Origin of the sequence: Rhodoplanes tepidamans, from assembly GCF_030813915.1 — a bacterium.
Taxonomy (GTDB): Bacteria; Pseudomonadota; Alphaproteobacteria; order Rhizobiales; family Xanthobacteraceae; genus Rhodoplanes; species Rhodoplanes tepidamans.
Genome location: NZ_JAUSUJ010000021.1, coordinates 37576 through 63626 on the forward strand (window position 1 = coordinate 37576; position 26051 = coordinate 63626).

Here is a 26051-nt window from a genome sequence, read left to right on the forward strand (position 1 = left end):
GCAAATTCGGAACACCATGAATATTCTGTCCGACATCGCGGCCGCCACAGCACCCGAGCTCTCCGGCGACGCTCTCTGGTACAAGGACGCGGTGATCTACCAGATCCACGTGAAATCGTTCTTCGACAGCAACAACGACGGGATCGGCGACTTCAACGGGCTGACCCATCAGCTCGACTACATCCAGGATCTCGGCGTCACGGCGCTGTGGCTGCTGCCGTTCTATCCGAGCCCGGGCCGCGACGACGGCTACGACATCGCCGACTACCGGCGGATCAATCCGGACTTCGGCTCGATGAAGGACTTCCGCCGCTTCATGAACGAGGCGAAGCGGCGCGGCCTGAAGGTGATCACCGAGCTGGTCATCAACCACACCTCGGACCAGCATCCCTGGTTCAAGCGGGCGCGGCGCTCGAAGCGCGGCTCGAACGCGCGCGACTGGTACGTGTGGAGCGAGACCGACCAGAAATACCTCGACACCCGCATCATCTTCACCGACACCGAGAAGTCGAACTGGGCGTGGGACCAGGAGGCCGGCGCCTATTTCTGGCACCGCTTCTTCTCGCACCAGCCGGATCTGAACTTCGACAATCCGCGGGTGCTGTGGGCCATGGTGCAGGTGATGCGCCGCTGGCTCGACTTCGGGGTCGATGGATTCCGGCTCGACGCGATTCCCTATCTGGTCGAGCGCGAGGGCACCAACAACGAGAACCTGCCGGAGACCCACGCCGTCATCAAGAAGCTCAGGGCCGAGCTCGACGCCTACGCGCCCGGTACCTTCCTGCTCGCCGAGGCGAACCAGTGGCCCGAGGACGTGCGCGCCTATTTCGGCGAGGGCGACGAATGCCACATGGCGTTCCACTTCCCGTTGATGCCGCGCATCTACATGGCGATCGCCCAGGAGGATCGGTTCCCCATCAACGACATCCTGCGGCAGACCCCGGACATCCCGGAGACCAGCCAGTGGGCGCTGTTCCTGCGCAATCACGACGAGCTCACGCTCGAGATGGTGACCGACGCCGAGCGTGACTACCTCTGGTCGACCTACGCGGCCGATCCCCGCGCCCGCATCAACCTCGGTATCAGGCGCCGCCTGGCGCCGCTGATGGACAACGACCGGCGCAAGATCGAGCTGATGAACAGCCTTCTCCTGTCGCTGCCGGGCACGCCCGTCGTCTATTACGGCGACGAGATCGGCATGGGCGACAACATCTATCTGGGCGACCGCAACGGCGTCCGGACGCCGATGCAGTGGACGTCGGACCGCAACGGCGGCTTCTCGCGCTGTGATCCGGCCAAGCTCTACCTTCCACCGATCATGGACCCGGTCTACGGATACCAGGCCGTGAACGTGGAGGCGCAGGCGCGCTCGTCGTCGTCGCTCTACAACTGGATGAAGCGCATGATCGCGGTGCGCAAGTCCAGCAAGGTCTTCGGCCGCGGCACCATGTCGATCCTGCGGCCGTCGAACCGCTCGGTGCTCGCCTATCTGCGCCAGTACGAGAACGAGGTCATCCTCTGCGTCGCCAACCTGTCGCGCTCCGCCCAATGGGCCGAGATCGACCTCGCGGCGTGGCGCGGCCGGGTTCCGATCGAGATGCTGGGCCGCGTGCGTTTCAAGCGGCTCGACGAGGCGCCGTTCGCGGTGACGCTGGCGCCCTACGGGTTCTTCTGGTTCCAGCTCGCCGAGGAAAACGGCGGCGCATCCGGCGAGACCATCATGCCGCGCGAATGGATCACTCTGGTGCTGCAGGGAAGCTGGCGATCGATCGCCGACCCGCGGGTGCGACACCCGCTCGAGCGCGAGGTGCTGCCGGCGTTCCTGTCCGGCCGGCGCTGGTTCGCCGGCAAGGGCGCCGCCGGCGGCGAGACCCGGCTGTCGCGGCTGCTGCCGCTCGGCGACGGCGCCTTCCCGCCGGTGCTCGCCGTGGTCGACCACGCGGCCCCGCGCGGCACCGCCCGCTACGCGCTGCCGCTGGTGGTCCGCTGGGGCCACATCGATCGCACCAGCGACTACCCGCTGGCCTCGATCCTGGCGCCGGTCAGGCTCACCAATCGCGAGGGCGCCCTGGTCGACGCGGTCGCCGACCGCGAGGTGGTGTCGAGCGTGGTCGATCAGATCCACGCCGGTGGCCGCCGGTCGGCCGCCGGCGCGACGCTCGAGTTCCAGCCGACCGCGAAGTTCGCCGAAAGTCCGCTGCCGCCGATCGCGCTGGTGCGGGGGGCGGGAGTCGAGCAGACCAACTCCACCACGCTGATCGACTCCTCCTTCGTGCTGAAGATCTATCGCCGCATCACGGCCGGGGTGAATCCCGAGGTCGAGATGGGACGCTTCCTCACCGACGCCGCCGACTTCGCCAACACGCCGCGCCTGATGGGAACGATCGAGCTGGTCGAGGACGGCGTCCGCTCGGCGGTCGGCGTGCTGCACCAGTTCGTCGAGAACCAGGGGGACGCCTGGTCGCAGACCGCGCACGCGCTCGACCGCTACCTCGAAGAGGTGAGCATGCTGCCCACCGACGCCGACGGCATGCCCGCCCCGGACGTCACGGTCCTCAACCGGGTCCGCCAGATCGGCCGGCGGACGGCGGAACTGCATCTGGCGCTCGCGAGTCGTCCCGATGTCGCGGACTTCGCGCCCGAGCCGGTGACCATGGCGGATGTCGACACCTGGACCGCCGAGCTCGTGCGCAACGCCGAGGCGATGTTCGCCGAGCTCGCCCGTCGCCAGCCGCAGCTCCCGGCCACGGCCCAGCCGTCGGCCCAGATGCTGCTCGCCCGCCAGGGGGAGGCCCTCGACACTCTGGGCGGCCTGCTCGCCGGGCCGATCGACGTCGACAAGATCCGACACCACGGAGATTTCCATTTGGGGCAAATTCTGATCGCCAAGGACGACGTGCAGATCGTCGACTTCGAGGGCGAGCCGGAGCGGCCGCATGCCGAGCGGACCCGCAAGGCGCCGTCCGCCCGCGACGCCGCAGGTTTCGTGCGATCGCTCGACTATGCCGCCACATCCGCCCTCATCCGGCACCTCGAGAAGGCGGTGGACGGGCCGCAGCGACTCACGGAGGTACTTGACTCCTGGCGCGATGCAGCAACGGATGCGTTCCTGATGTGCATGCGCGAGACGACCGCCGGCAGCCGGCTGTGGCCCTCCGATCAGGCCGCGGCCGACCGGCTGCTCCGTTTTTTCATTGTGGAAAAGGCCGTTTACGAGGTGGGATATGAGTTCGCCAATCGTCCCGACTGGGTCCATGTGCCTCTCGCCGGCCTGGCGCGGGCCCTCTTTCCGGTCGCGGGCGCGCAGCCATGACTGAGGTCGTCACCCCGGAGGCTCACGCCATCATCGGCGGCTATCACGCCGATCCGTTCCGTTATCTCGGGCCCCATGTCGACCGTGGGCAGCCGATCGTGCGGGTCTACCTGCCCGGCGCCCGGCAGGTCCGGGTCCGCTACCCGGACGGCCAGGAGAGCGAGCTCAGGCGCATTCACGATGCAGGCCTGTTCTCCGGCCAGGTGCCGTCCAGCGGCCGCGACTACCGGCTGATCGCCGGCTGGGGGAAGGGAGACCCGGTCGAGTTCGACGACCCCTATCGATTCGCCCCGGTCTTCTCCGACCTCGACCTCTACCTGATGGGCGAGGGGACGCACCTGCAGATCTACGACCGGCTCGGCGCCCATCCGATGGTGCACGAGGGTGTCCAGGGTGTCGCCTTCGGGGTGTTCGCGCCGAACGCACGTCGGGTCAGCGTCGTCGGCGACTTCAACTTCTGGGACGGTCGCCGCCACGCCATGCGGGTGCGCGGCAACGGCTTCTGGGAGATCTTCATCCCCGACGCCAAGGCCGGCGCCAAGTACAAGTACGAGATCATCGGGCCGCACAGCGCCGCGCCGCTCCTCAAGGCCGACCCTTACGCCTTCTCGGCCGAGGTGCGCCCGCTCACCGCCTCGGTGATCGTCGATCCGGCGACGCTGCCGCAGATCGCCCCCGGGCCGGCCGGCATCAACCGGCACGACGCGCCGATCTCGATCTACGAGGTCCATCTCGGGTCGTGGCGGCGCAACCCGTATCTCAATAATTCCTGGCTCACCTACCGTGAGCTCGCCGACCAGCTGCCGCAATACGTCGCCGACATGGGCTTCACCCATGTCGAGCTGCTGCCGATCGCCGAGCACCCGTTCGACGCCTCCTGGGGCTATCAGCCGACCGGCCTCTACGCGCCGACCAGCCGCTTCGGGACGCCGCACGACTTCGCCTGTCTCGTCGACGCCTTCCATCGGCACGGCGTCGGCGTCATCCTCGACTGGGTCCCGGGCCACTTCCCCGACGATCCGCACGGACTCGCGCAGTTCGACGGCACCGCGCTCTTCGAGCATGCCAACGCCATGCAGGGCCGGCATCTCGACTGGAACACGCTGATCTACAATTTCGGCCGGCGCGAGGTGGCGAACTTCCTGGTCGCCAACGCGCTGTTCTGGATGGACCGCTACAAGATCGACGGCCTGCGCGTCGACGCGGTCGCCTCGATGCTCTATCTCGACTACTCGCGGCCCGAGGGCGGCTGGATCCCCAACAAGTACGGCGGCCGCGAGAACCTCGAGGCGATCGACCTCCTGCGCCGCTTCAACACCGAGGTGTTCGGCCGCTTCCCCAACGCCACCACGATGGCGGAAGAGTCGACCGCCTGGCCGCTCGTCTCGCGGCCGGCCGACGTCGGCGGCCTGGGCTTCGGCTACAAGTGGAACATGGGGTGGATGCACGACACCCTGCGCTACATCGCCAAGGATCCGATCTACCGCAAGCACCACCACGGCGACGTCACCTTCGGGATGCTCTACGCTTTCTTCGAGAACTTCGTGCTGCCGCTGTCCCACGACGAGGTGGTGCACGGGAAGGGCTCGATCTTCGGCCGCATGCCGGGCGACCGCTGGCAGCGCTTCGCCAATCTGCGCGCCTACTACACGTTCATGTTCGGCCATCCCGGCAAGAAGCTCCTGTTCATGGGCGGCGAGTTCGCCCAGGAGCGCGAGTGGGCGCACGACCACAGTCTCGACTGGCACCTGCTCGAGAACAAGGAACACGCCGGCGTCCAGTCGCTGGTCCGCGATCTCAACCGGCTCTACAAGTCGCTGCCGGCGCTGCATCAGCTCGATGCGGAGGCCGGGGGCTTCGAGTGGATCGTGGTCGACGACGCCGACAACAGCGTCTTCGCCTGGCTGCGGCGCGGCCGCGATCCCGGCTCGATCTGCCTGGTCGCCGTCAACTTCACGCCGGCGCCGCGGGAGAACTACCGCATGCGGGTGCCGTTCGGCGGTGGCTGGCGCGAGGTGTTCAACAGCGATGCCGAGATCTACGGCGGCGGCAACATCGGCAACGGCGGGCGGATCGAGGCCGAGGACACCGGCCACGGCGCCGTGCTGAATCTCGTCCTGCCGCCGCTCGCCGGGATCATCCTGGTCCCGGAGGCGTGACGGCATGAGGGTCGAGCCGGGCGCGCCGCATCCGCTCGGCGCGACCTTCGACGGGCGCGGAACGAACTTCGCGATCTTCTCGGCCAACGCCGAGAAGATCGAGCTCTGCCTGTTCGACAACACGGGACGGCGCGAGACCGACCGCATCGTCCTGCCGGCCTGCACCGAGGACGTCTGGCACACCTATCTGCCGCAGGTCGTCCCGGGCCAGGTCTACGGCTACCGGGTCTACGGGCCCTACGATCCGGAGCGCGGCCACCGCTTCAACCACCACAAGCTGCTGCTCGACCCCTATGCCAAGCGGCTGACCGGGCATTTCGTCTGGAGCGACGCGCATTTCGCCTATCGCATGCGCAGCGCCCGGGCCGATCTCTCGTTCGACAAGCGCGACAACGCGCGCGGCGTTCCCAAGGGTGTCGTGGTCGACGACGCGTTCACCTGGGGCCAACACAGCCGCCCCTCGGTGCCCTGGCATTCCACCGCGATCTACGAGGCGCATGTGCGCGGCCTCACCATGCAGCGCGACGACGTGCCCGCGCATCTGCGCGGGTCGTTCCGCGGGCTCGCCGCGCCGGCCATGATCGAGCACTACCGGCGGCTCGGCATCACGGCCATCGAGCTTCTGCCCGTGCACGCCTTCGTCGACGAGCGGATGCTGGTCGACCGCGGCCTGCGCCAGTACTGGGGCTACGGCACGATCGGCTTCTTCGCCCCGGAGCCGCGTTACGGCACGCCCGAGACCGGCGTCGAGGACTTCAAGGCGATGGTCGGCCAGCTCCACGATGCCGGCCTCGAGGTCATTCTCGACGTCGTCTACAACCACACCGGCGAGGGCAACCATCTCGGCCCGACGCTGTCGTTCCGCGGCATCGACAACGCCTCGTACTACTGGCTGCGGCCGAACGCGCTACGCTACTACGAGGACTTCACCGGCACCGGCAACTCGCTGAACCTCACCCATCCGCGCGTCCTGCAGATGGTGATGGACTCCCTGCGATACTGGGTCGAGCAGTGCCACGTCGACGGCTTCCGGTTCGACCTCGCGACGACGCTCGGCCGCGAGCCGCACGGCTTCGATCCGACCTCCGGCTTCTTCGCCGCGATCGGCCAGGATCCGGTGCTGTCCCGCGTGAAGCTGATCGCGGAGCCCTGGGACATCGGGCTCGGCGGCTATCAGCTCGGCGGCTTCCCGGCCGGCTGGTCGGAGTGGAACGACCAGTTCCGCCGCACCGTGCGCTCCTTCTGGCGTGGCGACGCCAACCAGATCCGCGATCTGGCGGCGCGGGTCACCGGCTCGGCCGACCGCTTCCGGCATCGTCGCCGCATGCCGCGCGCGAGCATAAACCACGTCACGGTGCACGACGGCTTCACGCTCGCCGATCTGGTCAGCTACGCGCGCAAGCACAACGAGGCGAACGGCGAGGGCAACCGCGACGGGTCCGACGACAACATCAGCGCCAACTGGGGCGTCGAGGGACCGACCACCGACAAGGAGGTGCTGGAGATCCGCCGGCGGGTGCGCAGCGCCATGCTGGCCACCCTGTTCCTGTCGCAGGGCGTGCCGCTGATGTTGGCCGGCGACGAGGTCGGCAATTCGCAGGGCGGCAACAACAATCCTTATTGCCAGGACAACGAGGTCGGCTGGGTCGACTGGTCCGGCCGCGGCCGCGCCGGCGACGACCTGAGCGGCCTGGTCGAGGCGCTCACGGCGCTGCGGCGCGACTATCCGCAGCTGCAGGGCCGGCGCTGGCTGGTCGGCCGGCGCGGCGACCAGTACGACGTGAAATGGCTCACCCCCGGTGGAACCGAGATGGACGGAGCGGATTGGGCCTTTGCGGAAGCGCGGTTCCTCTCCTACGTCCTCGCGCCGCTCGAGCCGTCGGGTGCCCCCTTGCTGATCCTGTTGAACGCTGCCGCCCATTCGGTCGATTTCGTGCTGCCGAAATGGCCCGATTGCACCGGCTGGCGCCGCGTTCTGTCGACCGTCGCGCTTGCCGAGGATGGCACGGCGGTGCTGGTGCCGGGCACCAAGCTCGCGGCTCCGTCCCGTTCCGTCAGCGTCTTCGCCGGCACCGCCTGACACCGGCGCGGCGTGTCGGGCGCGTCGCCGCGTCCCGGACGACGAGACCGACCCGCGACCCGCCGAAGGAGGCTCGATGCCGCCCGTCGTTCCGACCGCCACCTACCGGCTGCAGCTCTCGTCGAAGCTCGGCTTCGACGACGCCGCCGGGCTCGTGCCCTACCTCGAGGCGCTCGGGGTCAGCCATCTCTACGCCTCGCCCTTCCTGAAGGCGCGAGCCGGCTCGACCCACGGCTACGACATCGTCGACCACGACGCGCTCAATCCCGAATTCGGCGGCGACGAAGCGTTCGAACGGCTGTCCGAGGCGCTCGCGCAGGCCGACATCGGGCTGATCCTCGATTTCGTCCCGAACCACATGGGCGTCGGCTATGCCGACAACGCCTGGTGGCTCGACGTGCTCGAATGGGGCCCGCGCTCGCCGCACGCCGCCTCCTTCGACATCGAGTGGGAGACGCTGCCCTACCGCCCGAACGGCGGGCTGCTGATCCCGGTCCTCGGGAAATCTTACGGCGAGGCGCTGGACGACGGCGACCTCGTGCTCAAATACGACGCCGCCGAGGGCAGCTTCTCGGTGTGGTATTTCGAGCACCGGCTGCCGATCCGGCCGAACCGGTACGGCGACATCCTGAAGACCGTGGTGGCGGAGGCGGGCGCCGGCGAGACCGAGGCCGGCCGCAGGCTGCTCGGGCTCGCCAGCCGCTACCCGGATCCCAACGAGCCGACGCGCGAGCACGCGCCCGGCTTCAAGGCGGATCTCGCCGCCGTGCCGGGCGGGGCCGAGATCATCGAGCGCGGCCTCGTCGCCTACCGGCCCGGCGCCGCCGATCCGACGCGCCTGCATCGGCTGCTGGAGCGCCAGCACTATCGCGTCGCCCACTGGCGCGTCGCCTTCACCGAGATCAACTACCGGCGCTTCTTCGACATCAACGATCTCGCCGGCATCAAGGTCGAGAACCTGCAGACCTTCGACGCCGCGCATCGCCGCGTCCTGGAGCTGATCCGCGACGGGCGCCTGCACGGGCTGCGGCTCGACCATGTCGACGGCTTGGCCGATCCGGTCCAGTACGCACGCCGGCTGTCGCGGGTGGTGCGCGCGGTGCGGCCGGGGCGGGCCCGCAGCCAGCCGTTCTACATCGTGGCCGAGAAGATCCTCGCCGAGGGCGAGCCGATGCCGGCGCTGCCCGGCGTCGCCGGCACCACCGGCTACGACGTGCTCAACGTGATCTCCCGGGTGCTGCTCGACGATGGCGGCATGCCGCGGATCGACGCGCTCTACCGGGACATTCTCGGCGAGCGCCAGCATTTCGAGGCGATCGTCGAGGCCGCCAAGCTGCGCGTGCTCGAGACCATGCTGGCATCGGAGTTCACGGTGCTGTGCCGGCTGCTCGCGCGCATCGCCGCCGGCCAGTGGAAGAGCCGCGACTTCACCTTCGACCGTCTGCGGGCCGCCCTGCAGGCCTACATCGTCCACTTCCCGGTGTACCGCACCTATATCGGTGCCGGCGGGCAGGTCTCGGCCGAGGACCGGGCCCGCATCGTCGACACGATCGCGCGGGCGCGGTCGCGCTGGTTCGGTCCCGACGCCGACATTCTGGACTTTCTGCAGGACGTGCTGACGCTCGATCTGATCGCGCCGGGCCGCCAGGGCTACAGCGTGCCGCGGGTCAGGCGCTTCGCCGCCAAGGTGCAGCAGCTCACCGGCCCGGTGATGGCGAAGGCGCTGGAGGACACCGCCTTCTACCGCTACCACCGGCTGATCGCCCTGAACGAGGTCGGCGGCGAGCCGGTGCTCCCGGCGCTCTCGCCCGGCGAGTTCGACTACCGCATGAAGGCGCGGCTCGAGACGCCGCATGCGATGACGGCGACCGCCACCCACGACACCAAGCGCGGCGAGGATGCGCGCATGCGCATTCTCGCGATTCCCGAGATCGCCGAGGATTTCGATGCCGCCATTCGCCGCTGGCGGACCATGAACGAGCGGCTGCTGACCTGGAAGCCGCGCCGCGCGCCGTCCGAGGCACACGAATACATGCTGTATCAGGCGCTGCTCGGGGTGTGGCCGGCCGGTGGCGCGGACGCCGGGCTCGTCGAGCGCATGCAGACCTACGCCGTCAAGGCGCTGCGGGAAGGCAAGCAGGAAACGAGCTGGCACAACCCGAACGACGCCTACGAGAGCGCCGTGACCGGGTTCCTGGCCCAACTGCTCGATCCGGAGGGCTCGGCCGACTTCCTGGCCGACTTTTCCGCCGTCGCCGCCCGCACGGCGCTGCTCGGCGCCTTGAACAGCCTGTCCCAGCTCGCCCTCAAGGCGACCATCCCGGGCGTGCCCGACATCTACCAGGGCACCGAGTTCTGGGACCTGTCGCTGGTCGATCCCGACAACCGCCGGGCCGTCGACTTCGGCGCGCGCCGCGCCGCCCTCGACGCCATCGGCGAGACGCCCGACTGGGAGGCGCTCGCAGCCGACTGGCCGGACGGCCGGATCAAGCTCGCGCTGACGCACCGGCTGCTGACGCTGCGCCGCCAGCTGCCGGAGCTGTTCGCCGACGGCGGTTACGTGCCGCTCCCGGTCGAGGGGCCGCACGCCGGCCATGTTCTGGCGTTCGCCCGCACCGGCCGGCGTGATGCCGTGATCGTCGCGGCCGGACGCCATTTCGCGCCGCTGACCGACGGGGGCTGCCGCTGGTTCGGCGTGGAGGCGCTCGATGCGGTGGTTTCGCTCGACGGCTGGAGCGTGACCGCCGACGTGCTGCGGCCGGGCGTGGCCCCGCCCTCCGGTGCTGCGCCGGCGCGGGCACTCTTCGGCGCGCTCCCGGTCGCCGTGCTGCGGGCCACCCACGGGACGCGTGGCGCAGCGCGGAAACTGCGCTAGATCAAGTTACCGTCACGTCTCCGCGGTAGGCTTCCGCATCGCTGGTCGCGACGCGCCCGGTCCGGAACTGCGCGGGCGCTCTTTCCGTTCTCGACATCGATGCCCCCGACCCCGTGGCCCAGGAGACACCCTTGGACGACCAGACCCCCATGGACGACCATGAGCAGCGCGTACGCGAGCGCGCCTATCAGATCTGGCAGGAGCGGGGCTGTCCCGAAGGACAGTCGGACGCGCACTGGGAGCTCGCCAGTGAGCTCGTGGCGATCGAGGAGAACCACCGGCTCGCGATGATTCCAGTCGACCGCGATCCCGAGGATTCCTCGATCGCCGGGGACCACGCCGAGCCCGCAGGCCCGGCTGCGGCAGCGGCCGGCGAGCTGCCGACCCTCACCGACGAAGGCGAGCAGATCTATCCGCCGAGCCGCGCCGCCGAGGCGGACGCCGGCGAGGTCGTCCCGCCGGAGGAGGTCAAGGCCGCCGAATGACGTGAGCCGCGCCGGCCCGCCCGCCGCCACCGAGCGGCGGCGGCCCGGCCGTGCGTTCACGATCGCGAGCGCGAGACCCGGAACCTCTCGTCGCTCGTATACCCCCACCTCGTGCTCCGCGACGGCGGAGCATTCGAGCTCCCTGCGCGCGGCGCGTCGGCGCCGTCCGAGGCGCGGTCGGGGCCGAACCCGGCCTCGCGCGGACGATCTCCGGACACCGGTGCGCAGCCTCGCACGCGCCTGTGGGCTTGTCCCGGCCATAAACGTTTGTTCTTCTGCGTCCGAGCCCGACGGGCGCTCCGCCCTGGCAGGCCGGAGCCGACCGACGCCGTCACGAATCCCGACACCGGATCCGAGTTTCGTTTTCCTTCATGTCCTCTCCCATCGAAGACTACGCCCTGATCGGCGACTGCGAGACCGCCGCCCTGGTCGATCGCACCGGCTCGATCGACTGGCTGTGCTGGCCGCGCTTCGATTCCGACGCGTGCTTCGCGGCGCTGCTCGGCGGCCGCGAGAACGGCCGCTGGCGGATCGCGCCGCGCGACCCGAGCGTTCGGGTGACGCGGCAGTACCGCGACTCGACCCTGATCCTGGAGACCCGCTTCGAGACCGCCGACGGCGCCGTCGTGCTCACCGACTTCATGCCGTTGCGCAACGGCTCGTCGGAGGTGGTGCGGCTCGTCACCGGCGTGCGCGGCCGGGTCACGATGACGCTGGAGCTGGTGCTGCGGTTCGGCACCGGCGCGATCGTGCCGTGGGTGAGCCACCTGGAGGACGGCACGCTGCGCGCCATCGCCGGGCCCGAGATGGTGGTGCTGCAGACCCCGGTCGTCCTGGAAGGACGTGACCTCACCACGGTCGCCGAGTTCACGGTGGCGGCGGGCGAGACGGTGCCGTGCGTGCTCGCCTGGGCGCCGTCGCACCATCCGACGCCGCCGCCGTTCGATGCGCTCGCGGCGCTCGCCGAGACCGAGAGCTTCTGGCGCGAGTGGGCGTCGAGCTGCCGGCCCGCCGGCCGGTGGTCGTCGATGGTGGTGCGCTCGCTCGTCACGCTCAAGGCGCTGATCTACGCGCCGACCGGCGGCATCGTCGCGGCGCCGACCACGTCGCTGCCCGAATGCCTCGGTGGCACCCGCAACTGGGATTACCGCTTCTGCTGGGTTCGGGATTCGACTCTGACCCTGTTCGCGCTGATGAATGCCGGCTACTTCCACGAGGCGCAGGCGTGGCGCGACTGGCTGGTCCGGGCCGTCGCCGGCAGCCCCGAGCAGATCCAGATCATGTACGGGCTCGGCGGCGAGCGCAGGCTGACCGAGTGGGAGGTGCCGTGGCTCGCCGGCTACGAGGGCTCGAGGCCGGTGCGGATCGGGAACGCCGCCTACAGCCAGCTCCAGCTCGACGTGTTCGGCGAGGTGATGGCGACGTTCCACCACGCCCGGCACGGCGGCCTGGCGCCGGAGAGCTCGGGCTGGGATCTGCAGAAGCGCCTGCTCCAGCATCTGGAGACGGTATGGCGCGAACCCGACGAGGGGATCTGGGAGGTGCGCGGGCCGCGACAGCACTTCACCTTCTCCAAGGTGATGTGCTGGCTCGCCTTCGACCGCGCCATCCGGAGCGCCGACGAGTACGGCCTGCCGGGGCCGGTCGGGCGGTGGACGGCACTGCGTGACGAGATCCATGCCGACGTCTGCGCCCACGGGCTCGATCCGCGGCGCGGTTGCTTCGTCCAGGCCTACGGCTCCGGCGAGCTCGACGCCAGCCTGCTGCTGCTGCCCAAGGTCGGCTTCCTGCCGATCGAGGACCGCCGCATCGCCGCCACCATCGCGGCGATCGAGGAGGACCTTCTGGCCCACGGATTCGTGCTGCGCTACCGCACCCACCGGACGCGTGACGGCCTGCCGCCGGGCGAAGGCGTGTTCCTGGCCTGCAGCTTCTGGCTGGTCGACGCCTATGTGTTGCAGGGCCGGCACGCCGAAGCGCGGGCCCTGTTCGACCGCCTGCTCGATCTCGCCAACGATGTCGGGCTGCTCGCCGAGGAGTACGACGTCCACGCCCGCCGGCAGGTCGGCAACTTCCCGCAGGCCTTCACCCATGTGGCGCTGGTCAACAGCGCCTACAATCTGCTCGCCGCCCGTCCGCCGGCGCCCGCCGAGCAGCAGGAGGAAGCGACGGCGGCGTCGTGACGCGGCCGAGGCTCGGGAGTCGCGGGCCGCGGTCCACGCCCCGGCACGACCGGTGGTTCACTCCGCCGGCTGACGCTCGAGCAGGCGGTCGAGCCAGGCGCGGACGTCGGCGGGACCGTCGAAGCTGCCGTCCGCGGTGTCGACCTCGCGGCCGACCGAGAAGCCGGTTCCGGAGAGGGGCGCCAGGATCGGAAACACCCGTTCGTCGGTGACGTCGTCGCCGACGAACACCGGCCGGCGTCCCGCGAAGGGAGGCAACTGCATCAGCTCGGCGACCGCCGTCGCCTTGTCGAAGGCGGCGGGCTTCACCTCGACGACCGCCTTGCCGGGCAGCGCCTCCAGCGGGAAATCCGGAAACGACTCGCAGATCGCCGCGACCCGGGCCGTCACCTCGTCGGCCTTGTCGGGCGCCAGCCTGTAGTGCAGGGCGAGCGAGTAGCCCTTGTCTTCGAGCAGAACGCCGGGACCGAGTTCGGCGACGCTCGCGAGCTTGCGCTTGACCATCGGATCCAGCGCCGGCGTGCGGCTCGGGTCGGAGCGCTCGCCCGGTGCGATCCGCAGCTCGGCCCCGTGGCCGCCGATCGCCGGAAGCTCCAACGGCGCGAACAGGAGGTCGATGTCGGCTAGCGACCGGCCACTGACCAGCGCGAGCGCGCCGCCCGTGCGGGCCAGCAGGCCGCCGAGCGTCCGGCGCAGGGACGGCGGCACCCACACCTCGCGCGGCGTCGGCGCGAAGTCGAGCAGCGTGCCGTCGATGTCGAGCAGCAGCGCGACCTCGTCGAGGTCGATGAAGTCGGCGGGCATCGCGGCGGTCATGGTCAGGGTTCGGTTCTCCGTTCAGTCGACGGCAGTGAGCGGGCGTGCCACGTCTTCGAGGCTCCTGCGTTCGGCCGCCACGCCGAACCGCCAGTGGACGCCGGCGGCGGCGATCATCAGAGCGGCCCCGAACAGATAACCCGCAAAGACGCTCCCGCGCGAGCCCGAATCGATCAGGCTGCCGAACAGCCACGGTCCGGAGACGCCGCCGATGCCGGTGCCGAGGGCGTAGAAGACGGCGATCGTCAGCGCCCGGATCTCGAGCGGAAAGGTCTCGCTCACCGTGAGATAGGCCGAGCTCGCCGCCGCGGAGGCGAAGAAGAACACGACGGTCCAGGCGAAGGTCTGCTCGCCGACCGTGATCAGCGCCTGCTGGAACATCAGGCCGGAGAGGGCGAGCAGAGCGCCGGACATCGCGTAGGTGAAGACGATCATCGGGCGCCGACCGAGCGTGTCGAACAGGCGCCCGAGCAGCAGCGGGCCGAGGAAGTTGCCGACCGCGAAGGGCAGGATGTACCAGCCGACCCCTTCGGGGGCGACCCCGTAGAAGTCGGTCAGCACCAGCGCGTAGGTGAAGAACACGGCGTTGAAGAAGAAGGCCTGTGCAGCCATCAGGACGAGCCCGATCAGCGCGCGGTCCCGGTGCCGCACGAGCAGTGCCTCGGCCACCGCGGCGAGCGGCGTGTACCGGCGCACCCGCAGCCGCACGGTGGGCAGGTCGCCCGTCCGGGGTACCGCGTGGCCGAGGACGCGCCGCTCGATGTCGGCGACGATGGTCTCGGCCTCGGCCAGGCGTCCGTGCGTCATCAGCCAGCGCGGGCTCTCCGGGATCCACATGCGCATGAACAGGATGACCAGGCCGAGCGCGGCACCGATCAGGAAGGCGAAGCGCCAGCCGTATTCGGGATGGATCACGGCGGGGTCGAGCACGACGATCGAGCCGAGCGCGCCGGCGGCGGCGCCCAGCCAGAAGCTGCCGTTGACGACGAGGTCGGTCCAGCCGCGATACCGCGCCGGCACCAGTTCCTGGATGGTCGAGTTGATGGCCGTGTATTCGCCGCCGATGCCGGCGCCCGTGATGAAGCGCATCGCGGCGAAGCTCCACACGTCGAAGGTCAGCGCGGTCGCCGCGGTGGCGCTCAGATAGACGGCGAGGGTGATGAAGAAGAGCTTCTTGCGTCCGAGCCGGTCGGTCAGCCAGCCGAAGCCGACAGCGCCCAGAACCGCACCGAGCAGGTAGGCACTGGTTGCGAAACCGACGTCGGCGTTGGAGAATTGCAGCACCGGGCTTTCCTTGAGCGCGCCCGCCAGCGTGCCGGCGAGCGTCACCTCCAGCCCGTCGAGGATCCAGGTGATGCCGAGCGCGGCGATCACCAGCGTGTGGAAGCGCCCCCAGGGCAGCCGGTCGAGCCGCGCCGGCAGGTCCGTCTCGACGATGCTGCCGAGAGGAGCCGAGGCGGGGAGGGCGGTCGTTGCGCTCATGCCGGACCGTTCGACGCGCCCACATGCATGGGCGGCGGCTCCGGCCGGGGCATCGGGTCGTCGATGTCGGGCGGATCGTCGTGCCCGGGGGGCGGCTCCTCGATCGGGTCGGGCTCGTCCGCGTCGGGCGGCGGCTCCTCGATCGGATCGTTCGGGCGGGTCGGCGGCGGGTCGTCGAGCGGGCCGGGATCGGCCGGACCCGGCGTCGGTTCGTCGACGGCCGGAGGGCGGCGCGGCGGCGCCGCGGCGAGAGCCGGCGCGACACGGCGGTCGTCCCCGGACCGGAAGAGATGGGAATCGGGCACGCGGACCGTCCAGTTCGAAACGTTCGGCTCGAATCACAGAGCGCCGCGAGCGGGTCGGCGCCGGTAATCGACAACGAGCGAGGAGCCGGAACGTTCCTGTCCGGGGCATGCTCGCCCAAATTGTGGAAGACGGTTTCCTTCAGGCTGGACATGCTTTAGTTCGCATGGAACGCTTTCGGTCATCGCAGAAAATCCACGGGAATATCAGCGAGAAAATGTTCCAATTTGAGTAAAGGTAAGTTAAAGTTGCATGTTTTGAAAGAAAAGCTTGAAACGTCTCAGGGTTGTGTCACTAGTGTGTTGGTACCATAACTTCGGGGGTGACGACAGTGTCTTATCCGACTCCGGTGCGCGGTCAGGGGGGCCGCTCCAGAGACGAGGGGGGCCTGCCGAGCAGCGGTGACCGTCTGCTGGCGGTGCTCGGGCTGTTCACGATGGAGCGGCCGGAATGGACCGTCGAGGACGCAGCGGTCCAGCTCGGGGTTTCCGCGACGACGGCCTATCGGTACTTCAAACGCCTGACCCGGGCCGGGCTGATCAGCCCGGTTTCGGGGGCGAGCTACACGCTCGGGCCGGCCATCATCCAGATGGACCGCCAGATCCAGCTCTGCGACCCGATGCTCAAGGCGGCGCGCGGCATCATGACGAAGCTGATCGAGCATGCCTCGGAAGGCGGCGCCGTGCTGCTGTGCCGGCTGTTCCACGACCGGGTGATGTGCGTCCACCAGGAGATCGGGCGAGGGCCGCAGGAGCCGATCGTGTTCCAGCGCGGCCGGCCGATGCCGCTGTTCCGCGGCGCCACTTCGAAGATAATCCTGGCGCATCTGCCGAACCGCACCCTGAAGTCGCTGTTCGCGGCCAATGCGGAGGAGATCGCGGCGGCCGGGCTCGGCGCCAGCTGGGAGGATTTCCGGCGTCACCTGGCCGCCTTCCGGCGCGCCGGCTACACCACCGCGGCCGGCGACGTCGACCAGGTCCGGGCCGCGGTGGCGGCGCCGGTGTTCGGGGCGCGCCGGGCCGTGCTCGGCAGCCTGAGCTTTCTCGTACCGAAGGCGCGCTGGGACGAATCGCTGCGCGCCCGGCTCGCCCCGCTGGTGATGACGGCCGCCCGCGACATCGAGGCCGCCATGCAGGCCGGCGAGGCCGAAGGCCAGGCGAGCCGACCGCGCGTGCGCGTCTCGCGGTGAGGTCGCCGCGACGCGCCGCCGTCGGCGCGTCCTGCGGCGGCGGTCCGCCTGCGCGAGGGACGACGGCCGTGCCGTCGTGTCGGCGCGGCCGGGATCACCGCCCCGCGCGCAGCCGGGTGATCAGCTCGGGCGTCGCGTAGGAATCGGCAGGCAGGCCGAATCTCGATTGCGCCTGCTTGACCGCCGCGCGGGTGCCGGCGCCGATCTTGCCGTCCGGCGTGCCGACGTCGAAGCCGGCGCGGTTCAGGAGCTCCTGCAGCTCCTTCGCCTCGTCCTGGTTCAGCACCGGGATGGTCGGCGCGCCGCGCGACATCGGCGGCGCGCCGGCGAGGCGGGTGGCGTAGTAGGCCGCCGTGGTGGCGTAGACCAGCGACGCGTTCCACTTCAGGTAGGCCTGGAAGTTCGGATAGGCCAGAAAGGCCGGGCCGAGCCGGCCCATCGGCAGCAGCAGCGAGGCGGGCGGTCCGCCGGCGGGCAGGGGCCTGCCGTCCCGCAGCGTCACGCCCCACCCGGCCCATTTGGCGTGCGGGTGCTGGATGGCGAGGTCGGCCTGGTCCCACGGCATGCTGGCCGGAACCTTGACCTCGCGGAGCCACGGCTCGCCGCGCCGCCAGCCGAGCTCCTGGAGATAGCTGGCGCTCGAGCCGATCACGTCGGGAACGCTCTTCAGGAGGTTGCGGTGGCCGTCGCCGTCCCAGTCGATGGCGTGCTTCATGTACTCGGACGGCATCATCTGGGTCTGGCCGAGCTCGCCGGCCCACGAGCCGACCATCTCGGCGGCCTGGAGGTCGCCGCGCTCGATCATCCGCAGGGCGTCGAACAGGTGACCGCGGAACATCTCCGAGCGGCGGCAGTCGTAGGCGAGCGTCGCCAGCGAGCGGATCGCGTGGTCCTTGCCCATGGCGACGCCGAAATCGCTCTCCAGCCCCCAGAAGGCGACGATGACGGGGCCGGGCACGCCGTATTGCTGCTCGGCGCGGGCGAACAGGGCGGCGTGCTTCTTGAGCTGCTCGCCGCCCTTCTGCAGCCGATAGGCGGGCAGCACCTTGTCGGAGAACTGCAGGAAACTCTGGGCGAAGAATTTCTGGCCGCGATCGATGTTCACGATGCGCTGGTCGTAGACCAGATAGGGGGCTGCCGCGGCGATGGCCTGCCGCGAGATGCTCTGCTGGATCGCCTCCTGCTTGAACCGCTCGAGCCAGCTCTCGAAGCTGCCGGTGGTGCGGCAGGGCGCCTGGGCGAGCGCGCCGGACAGGCCCGCGAGCGACAGGCCGAGCACCAGCGCGGCCGTGCGGGCGGTCCGGATGGCGGATCGAGACGCGGTGACCGGGTTCTGTCGCGGCATCGGCCCCTCCTGCGGCGCGCCCGGTCACCCGCACGAGCACGCGAATCACCGGCGGCGAATCAGGACGCCGGGCGTCGTCGCCGGCGTGATGTTCGCCGGACGCCACGGTGTCAAGGAAGCTTGTCGAATCCGTCCCCGAAGCCCTTCAGGCTCATCGGGAACCCGATGCCCTCCTCGGGCGTCTGAAAGATGAAGAAGGTGGCGGTCTGGCCGGCACGGAACTGCTTGATCAGATTGTCGTCCATGACCACCTCGGCGTAGCAGCCGCGCGGCAGGCAGCGCACGAAGCCGGCGCGGCCGACGTCCTGCTGGTCGACCTTGAGGCCCAGCCCGGCCGGCAGCAGCACCCCGAGCGGCGCCTGCACGCGCATCAGCCGGGTCTTCTGGTCGGCGGTCCGCAGCACCAGAACGGTAATACCCACATTGGCGCGATCCTCGGCGACGACACTCTGGAAGAGGGCGCACTGCTCGGACTGCGCGCCGGGCGGCGTCTCGCAGCGGATCTGCCAGTCCTCGTGCACCGAGCGGACGGCGCCCTGCGCGGCGGCCGCGGAGACGAGAGCGACGACCGCGGCCAGGCCGAACACCAGCCGGACCAGCAGGTCGGCCAGCCTCGGCCGGCCACCGGCCCGGCTGCCGATATGCGAATTCGACGATGCGACGTGCGCGGCCGAGAACGTGGCCGGCCGGAGCGGGAACGCACCCATCGCGGACTCCCTGGTCGGGCGGCGCGACCGGCCTCGGCCGGCGCGCCTGCCCCTGGATTCGGAGGACGAGCGTAATCGTGTCCGTGATACGGAATCACGCCGTCCGTGTACACGGTTACGTCGTCGACCCGCCGGCCGTGCCGCCGCCGCTCGCGAGGCCGTGCGCGGTGCCGGGCACGGCCTGGGACGCGGTGTGTCGCGACGAATGCGATTCCGTGCGTGGTCGCCCCAGCAGGCACATTGCGAGTGGGGCGGATTTGTGGTTTGAAAGGTTCGATCACGGTACAGACCCCCGGTGCCGTCGAGGCAGCCCGCGCGTGCGCTTGAACTCTGCGCCGCGGAACCTCCTGACATCATCCGGTTTTGGACCGTTGCTTCGCCGTTCGCGCCGCCGGCCCCCGCAGGGTCGTCGGCGGCCCCCAACCGACGAAGGAGCAGTGACCTCGATGAAGGGTGTTCTCCGGGTGCTTCGCGTGGCGGTCGCCGCCGCTGTCCTGCTCGGCTTCGGCGCGCTCGCCGTCCCGGATCCCGCCGCCGCCGGTCTCGGCCAGCCGTCGGCCTGGCAGCTCGGCATGCAGGAGGCGGGCGCGCCGGTGATGAAGGACGTGGTCTGGTTCCACGACCTGCTCCTGTGGATCATCACGGCGATCGTCGCGCTCGTCCTCGTCCTCCTCGTCGTCGTGACGATCCGCTTCAACGCCAAGGCCAATCCGACGCCGTCGCGCACCACCCACAACACGCTCATCGAGGTGCTGTGGACCGTGGTGCCGGTGATCATCCTGGTGGTGATCGCGGTGCCGTCGTTCCGCATCATGTTCTTCCAGCTCAACACGCCGCAGGCCGACCTCACCGTCAAGGCGACCGGAAAGCAGTGGTTCTGGAGCTACGCCTATCCGGACCAGGGCAAGTTCGAGTTCGACTCGCTGATGGTGCCCGACACCGAGCTCAAGCCCGGACAGCCGCGCCTGCTCGCGGTGGACAACGAGATGGTGGTGCCGGTCGGCAAGGTGGTGCGGGTGCAGGTGACCGGCGCCGACGTGATCCATGCCTTCGCGGTGCCGTCCTTCGGAATCAAGATCGACGCGGTGCCGGGTCGTCTCAACGAGACCTGGTTCAAGGCCGAGCGCGAGGGCGTCTATTACGGGCAGTGCTCGGAGCTGTGCGGCAAGGACCACGCCTTCATGCCGATCGCGGTGCGGGTGGTCAGCGAGCAGGCCTTCGCGGCCTGGGTCGAGGATACCAAGAAGAAATTCGCCATGGCCCCCGCGCCCGTGCCGGCGGCCGTCACGGTGGCCGCGACCGTCGAAGCCGACGTCCCCGCCGCCGACTGAGCCGGTCCGTCGCGCTCGGCTCGCGCGCGGCGGCAGCCAAGACCTTCTCGAGGATTCGGACCATGGACGCGACCGTAACGGCTCACGACGCTCACGATGCCCACGGCCACCCGACCGGCTGGCGGCGCTTCGTCTACTCGACGAACCACAAGGACATCGGGACCATGTACCTGGTGTTCGCCATGATGGCCGGCGTCATCGGGGCGGTGTTGTCGATCGGCATGCGGCTCGAGCTGCAGAGCCCCGGCATGCAGATCTTCGCCTCGGCCCACACCTTCAACGTGTTCACCACGGCGCACGGCCTCATCATGGTGTTCTTCATGGTGATGCCGGCGCTGATCGGCGGCTTCGGCAACTGGCTGGTGCCGCTGATGATCGGGGCGCCCGACATGGCGTTCCCGCGGATGAACAACATCTCGTTCTGGCTGCTGCCGGCGGCCTTCACGCTGCTCCTGATGTCGCTGTTCGTCGAAGGCGAGCCGGGCGGCATGGGGGCCGGCTCGGGCTGGACCATATACGCGCCGCTCTCCACCATCGGCCATCCGGGGCCGGCGATCGACTTCGCCATCCTGTCGCTGCATCTGGCCGGCGCCTCGTCGATCCTCGGCGCCATCAACTTCATCACCACCATCCTGAACATGCGCGCGCCCGGCATGACGCTGCACAAGATGCCGCTGTTCGTGTGGTCCGTGCTGGTGACCGCGTTCCTGCTGCTGCTGGCGCTCCCGGTGCTGGCCGGCGCCATCACGATGCTGCTCACCGACCGCAACTTCGGGACGACCTTCTTCGCGCCCGACGGCGGCGGCGATCCGGTGCTGTTCCAGCACCTGTTCTGGTTCTTCGGCCACCCCGAAGTCTACATCATGATCCTGCCGGGCTTCGGCATCATCAGCCAGATCGTCGCCACCTTCTCGCGCAAGCCGGTGTTCGGCTATCTCGGCATGGCCTACGCCATGGTGGCGATCGGCTTCATCGGCTTCATCGTGTGGGCCCACCACATGTACGTGGTCGGCCTCTCGACCGGGACGCAGGCCTATTTCGTCGCCGCCACGATGGTGATCGCGGTGCCGACCGGCATCAAGATCTTCTCCTGGATCGCCACCATGTGGGGCGGCTCGATCGAGTTCCGCACCCCGATGCTGTGGACCTTCGGCTTCATCTTCCTGTTCGTCATCGGTGGCGTCACCGGCGTCGTGCTGGCGAACGCCTCGGTCGACCGCGCCCTGCACGATACCTACTACGTCGTCGCGCACTTCCACTACGTGCTGTCGCTCGGCGCCGTCTTCACCATCTTCGCCGGCTGGTACTACTGGTTCCCGAAGTTCACCGGCTACATGTACGAGGAGTGGCTCGGCAAGCTGCACTTCTGGGTCACCTTCGTCGGCGTCAACATGGTGTTCTTCCCGCAGCACTTCCTCGGGCTGGCCGGGATGCCCCGCCGCATCGCCGACTATCCGGACGCCTTCGCTGGTTGGAACATGGTGTCGTCGGTCGGCTCCTACATCTCCGGCTTCGCGCTGCTGATCTTCTTCTACGGCATCTTCCGCGCCTTCCAGCGCAAGGAGCACGCGGCCGCGAACCCGTGGGGCGCCGGCGCGACGACCCTCGAATGGACCTTGTCGTCGCCTCCGCCGTTCCATCAGTTCGAGGTGCTGCCGCGGATCCGCTGACCGGGATCCCCCGCACGGGGCGGCGGCGCATCGCCGCTCCGTCTGCCCGGGCGCGGTTCGCGCGGGCGACGTTCGCCGATCAACCGACCGCCGCGGCCCCCCGGCACGGCGACCAAGAGGTTTACGAATGTCCCTCGCCACCGACGGTGCCGACCTGTCGCGTCCTCTGCCGGTGCCGGTGCGCGCCGCGGTAGAGCCGAGCCTCGCCGAGGTCAAGGACTACGTCGCGTTGATGAAGCCGCGCGTGATGTCGCTCGTCGTGTTCACGGCGCTGGTCGGCATGCTGGTCGCTCCCGACCGGCTGCATCCGGTGATCGGGTTCGCGGCGCTGCTGTGCATCGCGGTCGGCGCGGGCGCCGCCGGCGCCCTCAACATGTGGTGGGACGCCGACATCGACCGGGTGATGACGCGCACGGCGCGGCGCCCGATCCCGGCCGGCCGGGTGACGGGCGGTGAGGCGCTGGCGTTCGGCACCACGCTCGGGGTCGGCTCGGTCGCGGTGCTCGGTCTGGTCGCCGGCTGGCTCGCCGCCGGGCTGCTCGCCTTCACGATCCTGTTCTACGCCGTCGTCTACTCGATGTGGCTGAAGCGCGCGACCTCGCAGAACATCGTCATCGGCGGCGCGGCCGGCGCGGTGCCGCCGATGATCGGCTGGGCCGCGGCCACGGGCGGCTTGGCGGTCGAGCCGGTGCTCCTGTTCCTGATCATTTTCTTCTGGACGCCCCCGCACTTCTGGGCGCTGTCGCTGTGGCGCAGCGAGGATTATGCCCGCGCCGGCATCCCGATGCTGCCGGTGGTCTCGGGCGTGGCCGAGACCAAGCGGCAGATCCTGCTGCACGCGATGCTTCTCGCGCCGATCGGCGTCACGCCCTGGCTGTTCGGCGGCGCCGGCCCGCTCTACGGTCTGGTGGCGTGCTACGCCGGCGCCCGCATCCTCTGGCTGTCGTTCCGCCTGTGGCGTGCGGCCGATGCGCAAGCGACCGACCGTCTGGCCAAGCGGCTGTTCGGCTTCTCGCTGTACTACCTGTTCGCCCTCTTCGCCGTGCTGCTGGTCGATCATTGGGTTGCGCCGTTCGTCGCCGCAGGCCTCGATGCGATCGGGCTCGGAGGCGTCGACCTGGCCGGCTTCGGCCTGGGAGGTGCGGCATGAGCGGCCGGCCGCTGCAGCACGACGATGGGGTCGTCCTCACCCCGGAGCAGCGGCGGCGCCAGCGCGCCCGCTCGGTCGCCATCGCCCTGGTGCTCGCCGCCCTGGTGGTGCTGTTCTACGCCGTCACGCTGGTCAAGCTCGGCCCGGGCGTGATGAACCGGCCGCTGTGAGGATCCCGTGACCACGGCGACGCCCCCGATCCTTCCCGAGCCGAAGCCGGCGCCTTCCACGGCCTCGGTCGCCGGTGCGACGCGCCGGCGCGACATCGGCGTGGCGCTCGCCTGCGGCGCCTTCGTCGGCCTGATGGTCGGCGCGGCCTACGCGGCCGTGCCGCTCTACGACTGGTTCTGCCGCGTCACCGGGTTCGGCGGCACCACCCAGATCGCCGCCGCCGCGCCGGCCGAGATCCTCGACCGCCGCATCACGGTGCGGTTCGACGCCAACATCGCGCGCGGGCTGCCGTGGCGGTTCGAACCGGAGCAGACCAAGGTCGAGGTGAAGCTCGGCGAGGTGGTGACGGTCTACTATGCCGTCACCAATCTGGCGGCGCGCGAGACCGTCGGAACCGCGTCCTACAACGTCGCACCGACGACGACGGGAGCCTACTTCTCGAAGATCAACTGCTTCTGCTTCACCGAGCAGCGGATGAAGCCGGGCGAGCGGCGCGAGATGGCGGTGGTGTTCTTCGTCGATCCCAAGCTCGCCGGCGACCGCGACCAGGACGACCTCGACACCATCACGCTGTCCTACACGTTCTACCCGACCCGCGAGCCGGCGACGGCGCGCGCGAGCGGCTCCTGACCGCACATCGAGGCGGCGGCGCCGCGATCCCGAACGAGACGACCGGAACCCGAGACGACCGGAACACGGAGACGAGCATGGCCGAGGCCCACGTCAAGCAGCACGACTACCATCTGGTCGATCCGAGCCCGTGGCCGGCGGTCGGCTCGCTCGCCGCCTTCGTCATGGCGGTCGGCGCCATCTTCTGGATGCACAACTCGTTTGCCGCGGCACCGTGGATCTTCGCACTCGGCGCCGCCGGGGTGCTGTTCACCATGGCGGGCTGGTGGCGCGACGTCATCAAGGAGGCGGAGCACGGCGGCTTCCACTCCAAGGTCGTGCAGATCTCGCACCGCTACGGCATGATCCTGTTCATCGCCTCGGAGGTGATGTTCTTCGTCGCGTGGTTCTGGGCCTACTTCAACTCGGCCCTGTTCCCCGACGCGGCCAACATGACCGCCCGCACCGAGCTGTTCGGCGGCGTGTGGCCGCCCAAGGGCATCGAGACCTTCGATCCGTGGCACCTGCCGCTGCTCAACACGCTGATCCTGCTCACCTCCGGCACCACCGTCACCTGGGCCCATCACGCCCTGCTGCACGGCGATCGCGAGGGCCTGAAGTGGGGCCTGATCTGCACGATCGCGCTCGGCCTCACCTTCTCGATGGTCCAGGGCTTCGAGTATGCCCATGCCCATTTCGCCTTCTCGGGCAACATCTACGGTGCCACCTTCTTCATGGCGACCGGGTTCCACGGCGCCCACGTCATCATCGGCACCATATTCCTGATCGTCTGCCTCGGCCGGACCTATGCCGGTCACTTCACCCCCACCCAGCATCTCGGCTTCGAGTTCGCGGCGTGGTACTGGCATTTCGTCGACGTCGTGTGGCTGTTCCTGTTCGCCTGCATCTATGTGTGGGGATCGGGCGGCGCCGGCGCGCATTGATCCGCATGGACGAGCGCACCGACCATCCGGCCCACCCGGCCGTGTCGAATCCGCTGGCGGCGGGCCTTCGGGGCCGCTGCCCGCGATGCGGACAGGGGCGACTGTTCTCCGGATTCCTGACGGTGCGGCCCACATGCGAGGTCTGCGGGCTCGACTTCGCCTTCATCGATTCCGGTGACGGGCCGGCCTTCTTCGTGATGTCCTTCTCGGGCTTCGTCGTGGTCGCCGCGGCGCTGATCACCGAGATCATGGTTCAGCCGCCGTTCTGGGTTCACGCGGCGCTGTGGCTGCCGCTGATCCTGATCACCACGCTGGCGCCGTTGCGGCCGTCGAAGGGCCTGATGATCGCGCTGCAGTACCGCCACAAGGCGGAGGAGGGCCGCTTCGGCCCCGGGGACATGCCGTGACGGTCCGCTCCGCGTCGCTCGCCGCGCCATCCCCGCTGCGCCGCCTGGTCGTGCCGGCGCTCGTCTCGCTGGTCGGCGTCGCCATCCTGATCGGGCTCGGCGTCTGGCAGCTCGAGCGCATGGCCTGGAAGCGCGCCCTGATCGCCACCCTGACCGAGCGCCTGGCGGCCGAGCCGGTGGCATTGCCCCCCGCCGCAGCCTGGCCGGGGCTGTCGCGCGAGGCGAACGAGTTCCGCCGCATCCGGGTCAGCGGCGATTTCCTCCACGACAAGGAGGCGCTGGTCTACGCGATCGGCTCGGGCTCTCGCACCGCGCCGAGCGGACTCGGCTACCGGGTGTTCACCCCGCTGCGGCTCGCCGGCGGCGCCACCGTGCTGGTCGACCGCGGCTTCGTGCCGGACGCCGACAAGGCGCCCGAGGCCCGCGCCGCCGGTCAGGTGAGCGGGCCGGTCGAGATCGTCGCCCTGATGCGCTGGCCGGAAAGCCGGCCGATGTTCGCGCCCGCCGACGATCCCGACCGCAATGTCTGGTTCGCCCGCGATCCGGCCGCCATCGCCGTGACCAAGGGGCTGACCATCCCGGCCTTCTATCTCGATCTCGAGCAGCCGGCGCCGCCGGGGGGCCTGCCGCGCCCGGTGCTGCTGCGGCCGAACCTGCCGGACAACCACCTGCAGTACGCGATCACCTGGTTCAGCCTCGCGCTGGCGCTCGCCGCCATCTTCGTGGTGTGGGCGTTCGGCCGACGGAAGGACACCGCGTAGGTCGCGGAACCGCGTAGGTCGCGGAAGCGGGGCAGGGGTTCGGAAGTGCATGCTTCATTGCGCGCAATTAT

The 26051-nt window shown here is 69.6% G+C and carries 19 protein-coding genes; 15 read left to right on the forward strand and 4 right to left on the reverse strand.

The genetic code is table 11. The features are described from left to right. Positions 1-16 precede the first annotated feature (16 nt). The 6 genes from treS (at position 17) to J2S22_RS22300 (ending at position 13095) form a co-directional block, all read left to right on the forward strand. On the forward strand, positions 17-3313 hold the full coding sequence (treS, locus tag J2S22_RS22275) for a maltose alpha-D-glucosyltransferase (RefSeq protein WP_272777416.1): 3297 nt from the start codon (positions 17-19) through the stop codon (positions 3311-3313). After that, positions 3310-5472: a 1,4-alpha-glucan branching protein GlgB gene (glgB, locus tag J2S22_RS22280; RefSeq protein WP_272777415.1), complete on the forward strand. Its 2163-nt coding sequence runs from the start codon at positions 3310-3312 to the stop codon at positions 5470-5472. The genes treS and glgB overlap by 4 nt, the downstream gene beginning before the upstream one ends. 4 nt (positions 5473-5476) lie before the next feature. Further along, a complete protein-coding gene (gene glgX, locus J2S22_RS22285; protein WP_272777414.1) occupies positions 5477-7552 on the forward strand; it encodes a glycogen debranching protein GlgX in 2076 nt (691 codons plus the stop codon). A gap of 76 nt (positions 7553-7628) precedes the next feature. After that, positions 7629-10427 (forward strand): malto-oligosyltrehalose synthase, encoded by a 2799-nt coding sequence (treY, locus tag J2S22_RS22290; protein ID WP_272777413.1) that lies wholly within the window; start codon positions 7629-7631, stop codon positions 10425-10427. 131 nt (positions 10428-10558) lie between these two features. Continuing rightward, positions 10559-10912, forward strand: a complete 354-nt coding sequence (locus tag J2S22_RS22295) for a DUF2934 domain-containing protein (protein WP_272777412.1) — start codon at positions 10559-10561, stop codon at positions 10910-10912. 371 nt (positions 10913-11283) lie between these two features. Continuing rightward, positions 11284-13095: a glycoside hydrolase family 15 protein gene (locus J2S22_RS22300; RefSeq protein ID WP_272777411.1), complete on the forward strand. Its 1812-nt coding sequence runs from the start codon at positions 11284-11286 to the stop codon at positions 13093-13095. A gap of 57 nt (positions 13096-13152) precedes the next feature. On the opposite strand, the gene otsB is transcribed toward J2S22_RS22300, so the two are convergent. Beyond that, a complete protein-coding gene (otsB, locus tag J2S22_RS22305) occupies positions 13153-13911 on the reverse strand; it encodes a trehalose-phosphatase (protein WP_272777410.1) in 759 nt (252 codons plus the stop codon). Between the two features lie 21 nt (positions 13912-13932). Continuing rightward, the gene (locus tag J2S22_RS22310; protein WP_272777409.1) at positions 13933-15393 is read right to left on the reverse strand and encodes an MFS transporter; all 1461 of its coding nucleotides are present in this window, start codon (positions 15391-15393) and stop codon (positions 13933-13935) included. A 634-nt stretch (positions 15394-16027) separates the two neighbouring features. Between J2S22_RS22310 and J2S22_RS22315 the strand changes: the two genes are divergently transcribed. Continuing rightward, the gene (locus J2S22_RS22315; protein WP_272777408.1) at positions 16028-16885 is read left to right on the forward strand and encodes an IclR family transcriptional regulator; all 858 of its coding nucleotides are present in this window, start codon (positions 16028-16030) and stop codon (positions 16883-16885) included. 94 nt (positions 16886-16979) lie between these two features. On the opposite strand, the gene J2S22_RS22320 is transcribed toward J2S22_RS22315, so the two are convergent. Next, positions 16980-18230, reverse strand: a complete 1251-nt coding sequence (locus tag J2S22_RS22320) for a lytic murein transglycosylase (RefSeq protein WP_272777407.1) — start codon at positions 18228-18230, stop codon at positions 16980-16982. A gap of 110 nt (positions 18231-18340) precedes the next feature. Continuing rightward, on the reverse strand, positions 18341-18937 hold the full coding sequence (locus J2S22_RS22325) for an invasion associated locus B family protein (RefSeq protein ID WP_272777406.1): 597 nt from the start codon (positions 18935-18937) through the stop codon (positions 18341-18343). Positions 18938-19383: 446 nt separating this feature from the next. On the opposite strand from J2S22_RS22325, the gene coxB reads away from it, so the two are divergent. From coxB to J2S22_RS22365, 8 genes are all read left to right on the forward strand, one after another. Beyond that, a complete protein-coding gene (gene coxB / locus J2S22_RS22330; protein WP_272777405.1) occupies positions 19384-20268 on the forward strand; it encodes a cytochrome c oxidase subunit II in 885 nt (294 codons plus the stop codon). Positions 20269-20330: 62 nt separating this feature from the next. Continuing rightward, positions 20331-21938 (forward strand): cytochrome c oxidase subunit I, encoded by a 1608-nt coding sequence (gene ctaD / locus J2S22_RS22335; protein WP_272777404.1) that lies wholly within the window; start codon positions 20331-20333, stop codon positions 21936-21938. Between the two features lie 127 nt (positions 21939-22065). After that, positions 22066-23088, forward strand: coding sequence for a heme o synthase (locus tag J2S22_RS22340; RefSeq protein ID WP_272777403.1), 1023 nt, complete (start codon positions 22066-22068; stop codon positions 23086-23088). Continuing rightward, the gene (locus J2S22_RS22345; RefSeq protein WP_272777402.1) at positions 23085-23258 is read left to right on the forward strand and encodes a cytochrome c oxidase system small membrane protein; all 174 of its coding nucleotides are present in this window, start codon (positions 23085-23087) and stop codon (positions 23256-23258) included. The genes J2S22_RS22340 and J2S22_RS22345 overlap by 4 nt, the downstream gene beginning before the upstream one ends. Positions 23259-23286: 28 nt before the next feature. Beyond that, positions 23287-23889, forward strand: coding sequence for a cytochrome c oxidase assembly protein (locus J2S22_RS22350; protein ID WP_272777450.1), 603 nt, complete (start codon positions 23287-23289; stop codon positions 23887-23889). 77 nt (positions 23890-23966) lie between these two features. Beyond that, positions 23967-24812, forward strand: a complete 846-nt coding sequence (locus tag J2S22_RS22355) for a cytochrome c oxidase subunit 3 (RefSeq protein ID WP_272777401.1) — start codon at positions 23967-23969, stop codon at positions 24810-24812. Between the two features lie 5 nt (positions 24813-24817). Next, positions 24818-25219 (forward strand): DUF983 domain-containing protein, encoded by a 402-nt coding sequence (locus J2S22_RS22360; protein ID WP_272777400.1) that lies wholly within the window; start codon positions 24818-24820, stop codon positions 25217-25219. Continuing rightward, positions 25216-25980, forward strand: a complete 765-nt coding sequence (locus tag J2S22_RS22365) for an SURF1 family protein (RefSeq protein ID WP_272777399.1) — start codon at positions 25216-25218, stop codon at positions 25978-25980. Before J2S22_RS22360 ends, J2S22_RS22365 begins: the two co-directional genes overlap by 4 nt. Positions 25981-26051 lie beyond the last annotated feature (71 nt).